Origin of the sequence: Arenibacter certesii DSM 19833 (genome assembly GCF_000429545.1) — a bacterium.
Classification (GTDB): domain Bacteria; phylum Bacteroidota; class Bacteroidia; order Flavobacteriales; family Flavobacteriaceae; genus Arenibacter; species Arenibacter certesii.
On the sequence record NZ_AUCB01000033.1, the window covers coordinates 36,843 to 51,398 of the forward strand.

Annotated in this window: 10 protein-coding genes; 6 read left to right on the top strand and 4 right to left on the bottom strand. The window is 35.7% G+C overall.

Features of this window, described 5'->3' with window-relative positions:
- The first annotated feature begins 362 nt into the window (after positions 1-362).
- Genes sbnA through G466_RS0114950 form a run of 3 tightly spaced genes read left to right on the top strand, consistent with a single transcriptional unit; the run spans position 363 to position 4,640 of the window.
- On the top strand, positions 363-1,367 hold the full coding sequence (gene sbnA / locus G466_RS0114940) for a 2,3-diaminopropionate biosynthesis protein SbnA (protein ID WP_026814389.1): 1,005 nt from the start codon (positions 363-365) through the stop codon (positions 1,365-1,367).
- Positions 1,361-3,199: an FAD/NAD(P)-binding protein gene (locus tag G466_RS22190; protein ID WP_051315698.1), complete on the top strand. Its 1,839-nt coding sequence runs from the start codon at positions 1,361-1,363 to the stop codon at positions 3,197-3,199. The genes sbnA and G466_RS22190 overlap by 7 nt, the downstream gene beginning before the upstream one ends.
- A complete protein-coding gene (locus tag G466_RS0114950) occupies positions 3,186-4,640 on the top strand; it encodes an alanine racemase (RefSeq protein WP_026814390.1) in 1,455 nt (484 codons plus the stop codon). Before G466_RS22190 ends, G466_RS0114950 begins: the two co-directional genes overlap by 14 nt.
- A 135-nt stretch (positions 4,641-4,775) precedes the next feature.
- Here G466_RS0114950 and G466_RS0114955 read toward each other — a convergent pair whose 3' ends face one another.
- Positions 4,776-5,174, bottom strand: a complete 399-nt coding sequence (locus G466_RS0114955) for a VOC family protein (RefSeq protein WP_026814391.1) — start codon at positions 5,172-5,174, stop codon at positions 4,776-4,778.
- 529 nt (positions 5,175-5,703) lie between these two features.
- Here G466_RS0114955 and G466_RS0114960 point away from each other — a divergent pair.
- Complete coding sequence (locus G466_RS0114960) at positions 5,704-6,108, top strand: carboxymuconolactone decarboxylase family protein (RefSeq protein ID WP_026814392.1); 405 nt, start codon at positions 5,704-5,706, stop codon at positions 6,106-6,108.
- A 1,043-nt stretch (positions 6,109-7,151) separates the two neighbouring features.
- Positions 7,152-7,955 carry an SDR family oxidoreductase gene (locus G466_RS0114965; RefSeq protein WP_026814393.1) on the top strand — a complete coding sequence of 268 codons (804 nt, stop codon included), beginning with the start codon at positions 7,152-7,154 and terminating at the stop codon, positions 7,953-7,955.
- A 244-nt stretch (positions 7,956-8,199) separates the two neighbouring features.
- Here G466_RS0114965 and G466_RS0114970 read toward each other — a convergent pair whose 3' ends face one another.
- The 3 genes from G466_RS0114970 to G466_RS0114990 all read right to left on the bottom strand — a co-directional run bounded on the left by G466_RS0114970 (position 8,200) and on the right by G466_RS0114990 (position 10,898).
- Positions 8,200-9,042, bottom strand: a complete 843-nt coding sequence (locus G466_RS0114970) for a mechanosensitive ion channel family protein (RefSeq protein WP_026814394.1) — start codon at positions 9,040-9,042, stop codon at positions 8,200-8,202.
- Between the two features lie 552 nt (positions 9,043-9,594).
- Positions 9,595-10,098: a hypothetical protein gene (locus tag G466_RS0114985; RefSeq protein ID WP_026814395.1), complete on the bottom strand. Its 504-nt coding sequence runs from the start codon at positions 10,096-10,098 to the stop codon at positions 9,595-9,597.
- Between the two features lie 77 nt (positions 10,099-10,175).
- The gene (locus G466_RS0114990; protein ID WP_026814396.1) at positions 10,176-10,898 is read right to left on the bottom strand and encodes a head GIN domain-containing protein; all 723 of its coding nucleotides are present in this window, start codon (positions 10,896-10,898) and stop codon (positions 10,176-10,178) included.
- A gap of 538 nt (positions 10,899-11,436) precedes the next feature.
- Here G466_RS0114990 and G466_RS0115000 point away from each other — a divergent pair.
- Complete coding sequence (locus G466_RS0115000) at positions 11,437-14,535, top strand: ligand-binding sensor domain-containing protein (RefSeq protein ID WP_026814398.1); 3,099 nt, start codon at positions 11,437-11,439, stop codon at positions 14,533-14,535.
- Positions 14,536-14,556: the final 21 nt, after the last annotated feature.

The following is a 14,556-nucleotide window of genomic DNA, read 5'->3' on the forward strand; positions in this document are numbered from 1 at the left end:
AATTTTATATAAAACTACTATTCCTCAGAAAGACAAATCTTCTTTAATGATTTAAAATGTAACTCAATAGATCATAAAATATAGAGTTCAACAGATTTGGGCACATTGAAAATAAAAATAGACCTCTATTCCTATCACACCAAAACCTCTTTATATTTAGATCAGCGATCCTAATTGCACTAAGTATATAACTGTAATGGTTTAGCAGCGTAACGCATAAGCCATAATAAGGGTATGAGGTTGTTTCGGTTAACAAAATATCGGAACAGGTTAACTACTTATTTAATTTGACGGTACTTTTTCACTCCAGGTAAGTATATACCTCAACTAGTACCATAGGTCTAATTAATAAAATACTAGTAATGATAGCATTAGAAAAAGAGATTAAGATTGCGAATAATATTGTTGATACCATTGGAAATACGCCCTTAGTAAAGCTGAACAGACTCTTCAACAATTCTACCTATAATGTTTATGGAAAGTTAGAATTGTCCAACCCCAGCGGAAGTGTTAAGGATCGTACTTCCATGTTTATCTTACTGGAAGCGCTAAATAATGGAAAAATTCAGCCAGGACATACCATTATTGAATCTAGTTCAGGCAATATGGCCTTAGGGCTTGCTCAGGCGTGTCTTTACTTCAATTTAAAATTGATTGTAGTTGTAGACCCCCATATCAATCGGCATACCGAAAAGTTATTACTCACTTATGGGGCTAAAATAGAGTACGTACAGACTCCCAATGAAAAGGGTGGGTATTTAGCTGCCAGACTAGAAAAAGTCCAACAACTACTAAAACAAATCCCTAATAGCTATTGGTCCAATCAATATGGTAATCCAAATAATCCACTTGCCCACCAAAACACCATTACAGAAATCTTAAATTCTCTTAACGGCAAGGTAGATTACCTATTTATGGCAGTAAGTACTTGTGGTACAATTATGGGATGTGCAGATTATATAAGTGAAAATAATATCGAAACGAAGATTATTGCCGTAGATGCAAAGGGGAGTGTGCTATTTGGCGGTCTTCCCGAAAAAAGAATAATTCCAGGTCATGGCGCCAGTGTGCGTTCACAATTTTTGGACACCTCCAAACTTTGGGATCATATGGAAGTGAGCGACCTAGATTGTGTGCGGGGTTGTTGGTCTCTTTTAAAAGAAGAGGGAATTCTCTGTGGCGGTTCTACAGGGGGAGTAATTTCTGCAATTAAAAAATACGAGGCCCATATTCCAGATAATAGCAATTGTGTTTTACTCTTAAGCGATCGGGGTGATCGCTATCTAGATACCATTTATAATAAAGATTGGTTAGCTACGAAAATTGAAGGGGTTAAAAACGTACTATACCCCATAGGAGGATGGTAGAACGAGACAAGATAAAATTAGGTGATGATGCCCCTCTTACAATTGGAATCATAGGATTTGGGCCTAAAGGCCTATATGGCTTAGAAAATCTATTGGCGCAGATTAGGAATTCAAATACTAAAGCCCCAATTTCTATCCATTTATTCAATAGAACAGCTTTTTTTGGGTCTGGGGATATCTATCGGCAAGATCAACCCGAATATCTCATTATGAATTACGCCAATCATAATATCAAATTTAATTCCACCAATGGACCCCAATTTCTTCCTTCGGAAATAGATGATTATGTGCAATGGTTATCAAAAAGAGAAGAGAAGCCAGAGAATAATATCCGCAATTTATTTTCCTCAAGAGCCTCGGTAGGCAAATACCTTTCCTACTGTTTTAAAAAACTTTACCACTATCTTCCCAACAATGTGAAGCTTACCACGCACGTTAAGACTATTACGAAAATACATAAAAGTGATAGTGGTTATACCTTGGAAAGCGAGGATGAGGAAGACCTACTCTCCAGTTTAAAATTTCATAAGGTATTAATTACCACTGGCCATTATTCGTACAGAACCGATAAACCTCCCCATCAGGAAAAATTGACCGGGTATATCCATTTTGTCTATCCGGTGGAGCAACTTGGACAAATACTACCAAAATCCAAAGTGGCCATCAAAGGAATGGGACTAACCTTTATAGATACGGCACTTTCTCTTACAGAAGGTCGTGGAGGGATCTTTAGTGAATTGCCCAATGGTTACCTAAAGTATAAAGCCTCCGGAAAGGAACCTCTAAAAGTATATCCATTTTCCAGAACAGGATTGCCGATGATTCCTAGAAATGGCTCTCAGGATGTACAGATTATCCCCCCAGAGGTTATCAAGTCAGTTTTGAACCCAGCAACTTTAGCTAGACCCTGTAGTTTTATGAAAACGGTTCTTCCTAAGATAAAAAGGTTATGTTATTACGCTTTCTATACTGCCATGTTTGAAGAAAAGAATCAAGAATTAATTTTTAGCGAAGATTTTTCCGAAATTAAGCAACAAGTCGCACATTTTCATTTAGCATATCCTAACCTACCCCCATTTTCTTGGGAGTATCTAGAAGATCCATTTCACAGTAAACAATATCCAACCCATGATTATATTTCGGACTATATAAAAAACCTAATACAGGAAGCGAAGCTCGGTGTAGGAAAAAGCCCGTTGATGTCCGCCGTATCAGTTTGGCGCCAAATAAGCCCAATTTTTAATAGCATTTATAGTTTTGGAGGACTAGATGCACCATCACAGCATAAATTTGATTCGTATTACTTTGGACTATTTAATAGGCTTGCTTATGGTCCTCCCCTACAGAATGTCCAAAAGATATTAGCCCTTCAAGAGGCAGGGATTATTGACTTTACCTATGCGAAAAATACCAGCTGTACCTATGATCCCCATTCACAAGTACACGTTCTTAATCACGCCAATAAAAAAGAAACAGTAACCTATATGATCAACGCTAGGATACCTAGAGCCACAGAAGGTGAAGATCACAGAGGTTTGTTTTATAATTTAATGGAGAATGGCATTGTCCGTCCTTATACCAATAAGACCAATGGTTATTATAAACCTGGATATATAGATTTAAACAAGGAGGGAAATCCTTATAGTAAGGATGGGAAAATTAACAAGGATATAGCCTTTTATGGAACTCCTACTGAGGGGATAACTTTTGATAACGATACCCTTTCACGGGAAAGAAACAATTTTGCTACCCAATGGGCAAAGAATATTATAACGGAAATTAGGCTGAAACTTGACAGCCGTAAACATATAAAAACAGATGAAATATTTTAAAGGCAACGCGACAGATGGACTTACACCAATAACGTCGGCATGGATGCATAACCTATTTAAAGATGGGGAGCTATTAAACCAGCTTATTGCACAATATGGTTCACCGGTAAACCTGCATAACCTTTCTTCTTTTGAGAAGAACATTGAAAAATATAAAAACGTATTCGAATCTCGAGGTCTTCGACATCAGATTTATTACGCTAGAAAAGCAAATAAATCTAGAGGACTCGTAAAACATGCTCTAGAATCGGGAATAGGAGTAGACACAGCAAGCTATAAAGAATTATTGCAATCCTTGGAACTGGGTGGAGATAGCCAAAGCCTAGTATTGACTTCCGCTATTAAGACAACCAATCAAATTGAACTTGCCTTACAAAACAAAATTACCATAATACTGGATAATTCCGATGAATGTAACCTAATCAATTCCATAGCAAAAAAATTAGGCATTAAGGCGGATGTAGGAATTAGGGTTAGCGGGTTTTATGTAAACAAACAAAAGCTGTACAGCAGATTTGGATTTGATATAGATGAAGTTATCCCTTTCACAATCAAACACGTAGGCAAAGATAAAGAGTTAGCTAATTTAAACTTAACAGGATTGCATTTTCATTTAGATGGTTATTCTACCGAACAACGCGCACTAGCCTTATCATCATGCATTTCTCTTGCTAACCAATTAAAGCATAATGGGTACCCCATTACTTTTATTGATATGGGTGGAGGAATATTAATGAATTATTTGGCCCATGAGCAAGAATGGATAGATTTTGATTATAAGTTAAGAGAGTCCGTCCAGAATGAAGATGCCAGTATTACGTTTAATGGTACTGGATTGGGATATGAAATGGTGGATGGGAAGTTAAACGGAAAACTGAATACATACCCCTTTTTCAATAGCATTTATGGGGTAGATTTTTTAAATGAAATCTTGGATTATAGGGATTCGAACAATGATATGAACAATACTGACCGATTAAAATCTGAAAATATTGAAATTAGGATCGAACCAGGGAGATCATTACTGAACCAAACCGGTATTACAGCCGCCAAAGTAGCTCATAGAAAAAAAGATTCCAAAGGGCAATGGTTAGTGGGACTTGAAATGAATATGTCTCAAATGATGAGTTCTAGTGCAGATTTTCTGTTAGACCCTTATATCGTTTACCATAATTTCCCTGAAGATTCAGATGAAGTACAGGTATATTTTACTGGAGCCTATTGTCTAGAAAGGGATGTTCTTCTTAAAAGAAAGATTACCCTGCCTAAATTACCAGAACGGGGTGATATAGTCATGTTTATTAACACCGCTGGTTATATGATGCATTTCTTTGAAACCGAAGCCCACCTATTTGAACTATCCAAAAATATAATGTTTAAAGAGAATTCTCCTAATCTAAACGATTTAGATTTTATTGAGGATAGTCTAATAACAAAGTAAGGTGTAAACCCCACAAATAATACATCACATTAAAGTTGAATTATAAAAACTATCCCGTAAAAGCAACTTTTACGGGATAGTTATTTCTTTTACTGGACTTGAAACATTTTATTTAGCATTAATTAAAATACCTCCTTAATTGTTATAATTCACCATCCAATTAATTCCAAATTTGTCCGTACATCTTCCAAAATACCCCCACTCCCGTTCTCTAAAATTATGATGAACCCTTCCACTCTTAGAAAGTTCACCAAACATCTCCGAAGCACTTTCCTTACTATCCATATCTACACTCATGTGAATCTGATTACCATGATTAATAGGGGTGTCAGGAGAGGCATCATAAGCCATAACATGAATGTTTTTCCCCTTTAATTCCGCATGTTGCAATTTATCTCGATAAGAAGAAGGAACGTCAATTTTTTTATCCTTATAGGATTGTTTGTTTATAATATCCGCCTCAAATAAATCGGCGTAAAAATTTAATGCTTCTTGGCAATTACCGTTAAAGGCTAAATAGGCTTGAATTTTCATATAGCTTAATTTTCTGATTTATAGTTTCATTGAATACTACTTTTACCATTCTGCGAAGCTGCAGCATACTAATGGTAATTTTCATTCCATCTTCCTCTAAAACATCCATCATTAGGCTAGAGGTTAACTAAGATGCTGCATCATGTAGAATTTATATAAATCTAAGAATGCTATTGCATTTTGTCCTTCGCAAACGGTTTAAAATTTAACGCAATTGCTAAAATCTCCCTTCTCCTCATACTAAAAAGTAGATTGCCGAACAGAAATTGAATAACCTTAACAAGCCATATAATTTTAGACAATTTAATAATGGTGCAGGGACGATGTGCTATTGGAAACCAATTTTTATATTCCAGGAAATTATTCTAATTTTCCTTTTTTCATAAAATAGTTGAGTGGCATTCTAATAAGGCGAGATAATTGGGCTTGTTTAATTTTATGTTGAAAATAGGCATCCTAGCGACTGAAGCGGATAATAGAATGCATCCAGATTAAACTAAATAGTAAAACATAAATAATAAAAAAAGACATGGAAAAATCGAAACGTTTTCAAAAAGGTATGGAGGTTATACGGAAATATGAGGATAAATCTGAAAATCCGGCCTACTCTATCACCTTTGAGAGTTTAATGGATTTAGACCCTGAGTTGGAGAATTATATTGTTGAATTTGCATTTGGGGATATATATTCCAGAGAAGGATTATCCCATGAGAAAAAAACACTGATTACCATATCATCCTTAGTAACACAAGGATTAGAACCCCAGTTAAGATTACACATTAACACAGGTCTTACTATTGGTATTACCCCAAAGGAAATAGTGGATGCCATAATCCACCTACTTCCCTATGCTGGTTTCCCACGAGTTTTGAATGCTTTAAATGTGGCAAAGGCAGTTTTTGTCGAAAGAGAAGTAAATGTAAAGGAGGAATAGGATTATTGTTCTTTTAGCAGTGCTTCTCATACAATACGATGTATTGGAAGTAAATACCAGTAAAACGTTTTAATTATTCCTGCATTAATTATTAATGCAGGAATAATATTGAAAATAATAAGTAATAAAAAAGAAACTACTGAGTACTACTCACTAAGCTAACACGTAGGCAGCTCAAATGAGTGGTTTGTATAAAAAATAAGTCGTTCACGAACCTCAACAATTAAAGTAGGATTTTAAGTAAATATTCTCCATTTTGGGAAACTTGCAAATCATCGCGAGCGGCACCATAAACCCATCTATCCTAAGTTTCAAATCATAATAATTATTGAAGGCATCCTTTATAAAACTGATATAGTCCCAATTCGTCTCCATTATCCTCGATGGGAGCTGTAAGTTTTCAAACCTCTTTTTCCTTTTACCGTCAACCTTTCACATCCCTTCAGATTTATCATTTTCACCTTATGCTCAGAATCCAGAAGGAGAAAAACTACCGGCGCTAGATCAAAATAGCGCTGTATTCGAGTCTTTCTTCTTGAAGTTCCTCTGCTTTTCCAAATTCAGGGGCATCTTGTATGGATCTCCAGCACTGTAGCCTTTCTTCATTTCATTTTCTTTTACAACACCTTGAATTAGAATTTTAAGTGGGGTTCCACTTATTCTAATTAATTGCAGATCAATCGGTAGTAGGGTACATGATTTAAACGCTTCTTTTAATTGTAAATAAAACGAACGTCATCCCTCCTCGGATAAATAATAGGAGAAGCGCCCCCCATTATAATGTCCCAATTCCTTCTACAGTACATTACAACCGGTATCGTTAAGGTTATTAATTATCCCCTTTTCGTGCATAATTTAGTAAGCTACAGGCTGGAATAAAAGAACTTGCACTCTACTTATTATTACCCTATCTTCGATAGGATAAAGATGCCTATACCTTATACGCTTTAGCAATGATGACCAGGGCAATAAGGTAACTTTCCACTGGCATTTGTGTTTACCACAACTACTTTTTTTTGATAACTTAAATAAAAAATAGAATAATAATGCAGTTAAAAGATAAAACAGTTTTAATAACAGGGGGAGCATCTGGTATTGGTAAAATTATGGCCAGATTGATGTTAGAGCGCAATGCAAAAGTGATAATTTGGGATTTTAATCAAGAAAATACCGAAAAAACAATCTCTGCCTTTTCAAATTTGGGGGTTATTTCTGCCTTTAACGTAGATGTTTCCAAGAGTAAACAAATACAAACCGTTGCAAAAGAAGTGAAAGAAATTCATGGAAGTATAGATGTTCTTATCAATAATGCAGGAATAATTGTTGGTGAATATTTTCATGACCATTCCACAGCAGATATAATTAAAACAATGGAAGTTAATGCCAACGCTCCTATGTTAATTACAGCCGAATTTTTAAAGGATATGATCAATAGAAATTCAGGTCACATCTGTAATATAGCCTCATCTGGTGGTCTTATTTCTAACCCTAAAATGTCGGTTTATGCTGCAAGTAAATGGTCGTTAATTGGATGGTCGGATAGTTTACGACTGGAAATGAAACAGATGAATAAGAATGTGAACGTAACCACTGTTATGCCGTATTATATTAACACTGGAATGTTTGATGGTGTAAAGTCAAAAATACCAATTCTAGAGCCAGAAGCTACTGCCCTAACCATTATAAAGGCAATAGAAAAAAATAAAAAAATGCTGACTATTCCCGGATATATTTATAAGGTGACTAGGTTAGGACAGGCAATTATGTCAATTAAGATATTCGACTGGTTTGCAGGAAGTGTTTTAGGGATTTATAAAACCATGGAACATTTTACCGGGCGTAAGTAGTATGATATTAAAATTATTAATTATTAAAAGAGAGAATCTGATGAATTAAATACCAGGACTAATAACTTGGCCCAAGAAAAGGAGGACTCCTTCATTAGGCCATCTTTTAAATCATTAAATTACTTCGTATTCTCCCTTCAATTCACACCTTCTGTTATTAAACTCTAGTTAAAATATTTTTTTGAACATGGAATTATATCTTCTGAAATAAGCCAAATACTCTGTAAACAGGAAAAAACTTATTTTACTCATTTGCGTCGTTCGATTTTATATACACGTCCATTTGAGGGAAGGGTATGGTAATATTATTTTCATTAAACTTGGTGTTAATAATTCTACGAATATCACTTTTCATCCTGTCTGAACCAAAAATTGTACTACTATAAAAAAGCACTTGGAAATCTAAGGACGAATTTCCAAAATTCTTAAGTCTTGCTTCAACCAACTTTGTATTATCCACATCTGGATGCCCTTTGGCACTTTCTTCAAGAATTTTTATGACAAATTCTACATCACTTCCATAACTAACCCCAACATCGATCCTAAAACGATTTAGATTGGATTGATGACTCCAATTAATAACCTTATTTGTGGTAATTAAGGAGTTGGGAATAATAATTGAAATATCGTCTGTGTTTAATCCTTTAGAAGTACGTAGGCCAATCTCCTGTATTTTGACAATATCTCCATCAATTTGCAAAACATCTGAAATCCTAATCGACCTTTCGGAAAGCAAAATTATACCAGAAATAATATCATTAAAGGTTTGCTGTAATCCAAGTCCAATACCAACTAACAATGCGGCGGAACCAGCAATTAATAGCGTGACTTTAACTCCTAAAGATTCCAAAATAAAGCCGAAAGCAATTACCCAAAATATATATTTTATTATTTGGTATAAAGAATAGGTGTTTCCTTCATTAAATTGCTCCAGGTTTCTCCTCCGAAACATAGATTTTTTAATCAGCCATAAAATAAACCTAGTTATAATTATAATTAGAAATGCTATTACCAGGCCAACCACTTTCAAATTATATTTTCCAACGCTTAACAGCTCAAATTCTAAAAATTTTTCCAGCAGTTCCATAGTAGTTAATTTAAGGGCAATTATTTTATATAGGAGCAATAACGATATATCGGATCATGGAGGGATCAAATCCTTAAAAGCTATTATGCACACTTCGCAACAGCAGTATGCTTTGTTATAACTTTTTTATATAGAAGCAACCGGGAAGCTTCGAGGTTTAAGATTGTAGGGATATTATAAAAATACGTAAACCATCTGACTTAGCCCGAAGCTTATTTTGTTTATTTGCATGGACAAACATGAATATGGTAAGTACAGAATGGCTTTTAAAGCTTTCCAACAGTTCCAGATAGGATTAGGGTCAATTAGTTCATCCTATACTACGCTAACGATAATTTCTCTGCCAACATGGGCTGATTCCTTCATAGCAGAAATCAAAGAACCTTGAACCTAAAAGGAATTAGAAAATTACAGATGATATTTAGGAAAATGCATAAAACAAAAAACACCGTAAACCAATTGGCAGACGGTGCTTTGTTTCCACTTGAAAACTTTTTGAACAAATGCTCCAATAGTTTGAAATTCTGAGATACGCTGATCCCAAAATCTTATCTACACATGTAGTTTCAGTCTTTTATTTTGTCCATTCCGTTGCAGCCACACCTTATATATAGCTTTGGTTTTCCTACCATTGGAATACGAGAGTTCATAAGAGTTTCTCATTATATAGTAACCTTCATACCTACGCCATATACTATTACGAACCGATGCTGGAAGACTAATGTTATCATACTTTTCTGAAGTATTTATAATATTTCCACTATTATCATAGGTTGCACGAATCGTTCCGCTACCCTTTTTAAAAGTAATCTCATAAAAAGTCGCCTGCGGATCCGCCCATTCGTACTTTTTAGGGTCAAATTCTGCTGCACTATTTTGAAGACTCTTTACAAGTCCCGAAGGGGAATTTTCTTGTGCTATTAAGAAATACGCGCTATTTCTAGGCGTTATATAATTTTCCTCCAATAAAAGCTCCACTATTACCTCATTAGCATTATGTGGGTACAAAAGGTTGGTAAGACCTAAAAGAGATAGACCGATCAATAATTTTTTCATGATTAACAATTATTACAGTTACTACAAATTAAAAGCGTCGTGGTTTCTTAATGGCTCGTTATTTTAGACAGATGTTATTATCCTTTTTTTTCAATTTTCGCACCTGTGGACAAATCTTGATGAACAATGGTGGCATCACCCTTATAAAACAGCATACTGTTTCCCCTACCCTTAATATCTATGGTTTTTGATACAGAAAGATAGGAATTGCTATTTCCCGATAAATCAATCTTTAGGACCTCTACTGCTAAACCGTAATCGGTTAGTTCGGAATTTCCAGAGAGGGTTGCAGACATATTTTTTGTAGTTCCGGTCAGTTCTACCATGCAATTCCCTTTAGCTTTCAAGTCCAAGAAATTAGTAGTTAAATTTCCGGAGAACCACACGTTTCCAACTAGATCAATTTTCAGTTTCTGGGCATACAAAGAATTTTTAAGGAGTAATTTTGAATTTCCAGATGCTCTAAAATCAGTAATATTCTTAGCACTGATCATCACATTTAGAGTTTCCTTTCCCTTAATTTTATTGATGTGATTAAGTTTAATATGTAACCTTTCGCCTACAAGGGTTAGACCGATATATTTATGAAGATTATCATTAGCGGTAACTACAACTTTCTCTTCAATATCCGAAAACACAATAGTTACATTAAAATTATCTGATACTTCTACGGCAGTAAAGCCTGATAAGGAATAGGTTCTTGGGGTAACCTCTTGGGATGCGGTCACAGATTCCTTGGTGCAAGAGACCAAAATAATGGATAAGGTCAGGATGTAAAAAATTTTTGAGCACCTTTTCATTTGTCATGAACTTTAAGGATTACGTTTTCTTTCTTCAGGTTCCGTAACAAATAGTGCAGGTATAACCTATATTCAATTCGCTGCCCGAATTGATATAACCTTTGTTGGACTTTTTTCATTTTTTGCTTATTTATAAAATTAAAATCGTGTGATATAAGGTACTGTGCATGTGATTTAGCATGTGTATTCATTAAAGGAGAAATCGTCTGGACTGCGTCCATTTATTTCTTATACTATCTTTAGAATTTAGAAAGGATTTGTTTTTTCTACCTTCCAATAGTGACTTGTAACTGCTGTTGAATGCGCTCATTATTTTATATTTTTTTGGGTTAAGACTATAGGATCAAAGGTCGGATGAATACCGACTTCCCACAATCGCCCAAGTATGTGAAAATGAGTAGAAAAGCGTATTAAAACCCCTTTATTTCATCCACATAGTTATGTGATTTGAGGATTAACAGCCCATAAATAATTTGGCTTATTTTAATAACTGTGAATCAAATCTTTATGTAATTTTAATAGTGTAAAATGAGGCCTTATGGGTTTAAGAATGCTTTATTGGATGTTAATCGTCCAAAGCTATGTTTTTGGACAACACACCTATGTCTATAATCGCTACTCAGTTGCAGATGGGCTCAATACAAACAAGGTAAACTGCGTTTGGCAAGACGAGAAAGGATTTCTTTGGATAGGTACTGAGGTAGGTATCCAGCGATTTGATGGAAGAAAGTTTGTTTCTTTTAGGGACAATAAGCATCGACTTCCACCCAGTCTAGGAATCAATCAAATACTAGGGGGCGAAAACGGTACACTTTGGCTGGTACAAGGATCACAGATAGGTAAGTTTAACACCTATTCATTTCAGTATAGTGATTCGCCTATACTAACCAAAGGAGCACTACCTCCTAGAAATGAATATAAACTTTTTAAGGATAGTAAGGGTAGGGTATTTCTATGTGCTTACAAATACGGACTATTATGGTATAATCCCGATATGGCCATGTTTGTTGATACGGATGTTCCAATTAGGGTGCCAGAAGGTTGGGGTGTAAATGGAGTATATGAGGATATAGGTACGGGGGATTTTTTTATAACTAGTGATAGAGGGCTTGCGATGTATAACGGCAATACTGGCGAGCTCCTTTACAATGGAAATAATCCAAGCGCTATTCCCCTCTTTAATCAACAAGCACTTCCAAATGCAAATGGTTTTTTAAAAACCAAAGACGGTACATGGTGGACCACCTATTGGGATTATGATCCATTAAAGCAAGGATCGGTTCTATTACATTACGATCCAGTACAAAGTAAAATGTTGTCCGATACCATTGGAAGCAATTCCAATCTAGATTATGTATTTCTAAATCAGCAATTGGAAACCAAAGAGGGACAAATTTGGATTGGAGGCGCCAATTCTCTACTCAGTTATGAAAATGACCTAAACGGTTTTAAGCAGCAAATCATGACCCCGCCCATGGAATTCGGTCTAAATTCATATGACATTCGACATCTTTTTGAAGATCGAGAGGGTAACATCTGGGTAAGCACTGAAAATGGACTTTATGTAGTTAACCCCAATTTAAAAGAGGTATTTAATCTTGTGATCATAGAAATATTAGAAAAGGAATCGGCAGTAAATTCCCTGTTGGAAACCCAGAACAAAGAGAATTGGATTGGTACTTGGGGTAAAGGAATCCTCTTTTACGATGCCAACTTTAAACAATTAGAAGGCGACCCTTACACCAACATGGAGAAAGCCGATTTTGAAAAATATGGGAAAATATGGAGTCTTTGTCAACATAGTTCTTCGGGTAGTATATGGGCGGCATCACAAGGTGGCACCTTAGCCGTTTTAAATCCAGATACTAAAAAGACCCAGCATTGGTTGTTGCCCCCTATTTTTGAAAAAAGTACGGTTCGCCAAATTAAGGAAGATTTAATGGGAAACTTATGGTTTGGCACTCAAGGAGGGCATCTAGTTAAATGGGACAAAAGCAACTCCATTTCCGATTCTTCCTTTCAATTGGTTCATAATTTCAATACCATCATCTATCAACTCTTTTTTGATCAACAAGGGCGTCTTTGGGTAGGTACCCACAAACAAGGCGTATATGTTATAAATCCGGAAAGTGGTAGCATCCTGTTCCACTTTGATAAGGAATTCTGTGATAGATATTCCGTATTGGACAATTCCATTCGGGACATTCAGCAGTACAATGATAGTATTTTCTTTTTAGGCTCCGAAGTACTCAATATTTTAAACCTACAATCTGGATTGGTAAACCGGATAACTGCCTACGAGGGGTTAAACGGTTCCAAGGTATCGCAGATGTTGATAGATAAAGAAGGAATACTATGGATGATAACGAACAATGGCCTAAGTAGTTATAATTACAGCAAAGAAAATATAAGTTCGTATAACAATCTCCATGGAATCATTTATGGGGAAAGGACTAATGCGGCTAAATGGAGGATGAATAATGGGGAAATATGGTTTGGTGGTGATGACGTGGTTTTCGGTTTCGATCCAGAGGTTCTAAAACATACCGAAAACCCGCCAAGAGTAACCCTGACCGATTTTAAGTTGTTTAACCAATACGTCCCATTGGATTCACTACTATCCAAAAAAATAATAAAATTAAAACCTCACCAAAATTCATTTACGATCTATTTTTCTGCTTTGAATTTTAACCAGCAGCACAAGCTCCAGTATTATTATCGAATTCCAGGCATTAATTCGGATTGGGTTAGAGCTGAAAGGGAATTAGCAGCCAATTATACAACGGTACCTCCAGGGGACTATACATTCGAAGTAAAATCTCGAAATCTGCAGGGGATAGAATCAGAAACGGTAACAGCAGTCAGTTTGAAAATTCTGCCTCCCTTTTATGCCTCTTGGTGGTTTATCTCGCTTTTTACAATCGCTCTATTAAGCCTTACTTATCTTATATACAAACTAAGGGTTAACAAGCTGCTAGCAGTGGAAAAACTCCGCAACAAAGTGGCTAGGGACCTTCATGACGATATGGGCTCTACTTTAAGTACAATAAATATTTTAAGTTCCATGGCTAAGAGTAAAATGGTAAGCGACTTGATAGCAAGTAGTGAATATCTAACCAAGATTACTGATAATAGCCAGCGAATGATGGAGGCAATGGACGATATTGTCTGGAGCATTAAACCGAATAACGACAGTATGAGTAAGGTGTTAGCGAGAATGCGAGAGTATGGCACTGGAGTGTTAAAAGCGAAAGACATACAGTTCGATTTTCGGATTGATGAAGGTATCAATACTCTTAAAATAAATATGGAGGCACGGCGCGATCTATTTCTTATTTATAAAGAGGCTATCAATAATTCTGCCAAGTACTCTCAAAGTGATCACGTTAATGTTGCTATATTCTGTCGAGGAAAAAGGTTATTCATGGAAATTAAGGATAACGGTATAGGCTTTAACGTAGACCAAGCAGATTCTGGCAACGGTCTAGAAAATATGCGGAAAAGGGCACAAGCGCTAAAAGGACAATTCCATTTACTAAGTTCGTCACAGAACGGTACCGAAGTAATATTGAACATACCAATTGATACTATAACATCCACATATTTAGGTGATATAAAGGATGGCTTACTTCCTTAACTTTACTTTAAAAATAAGCTG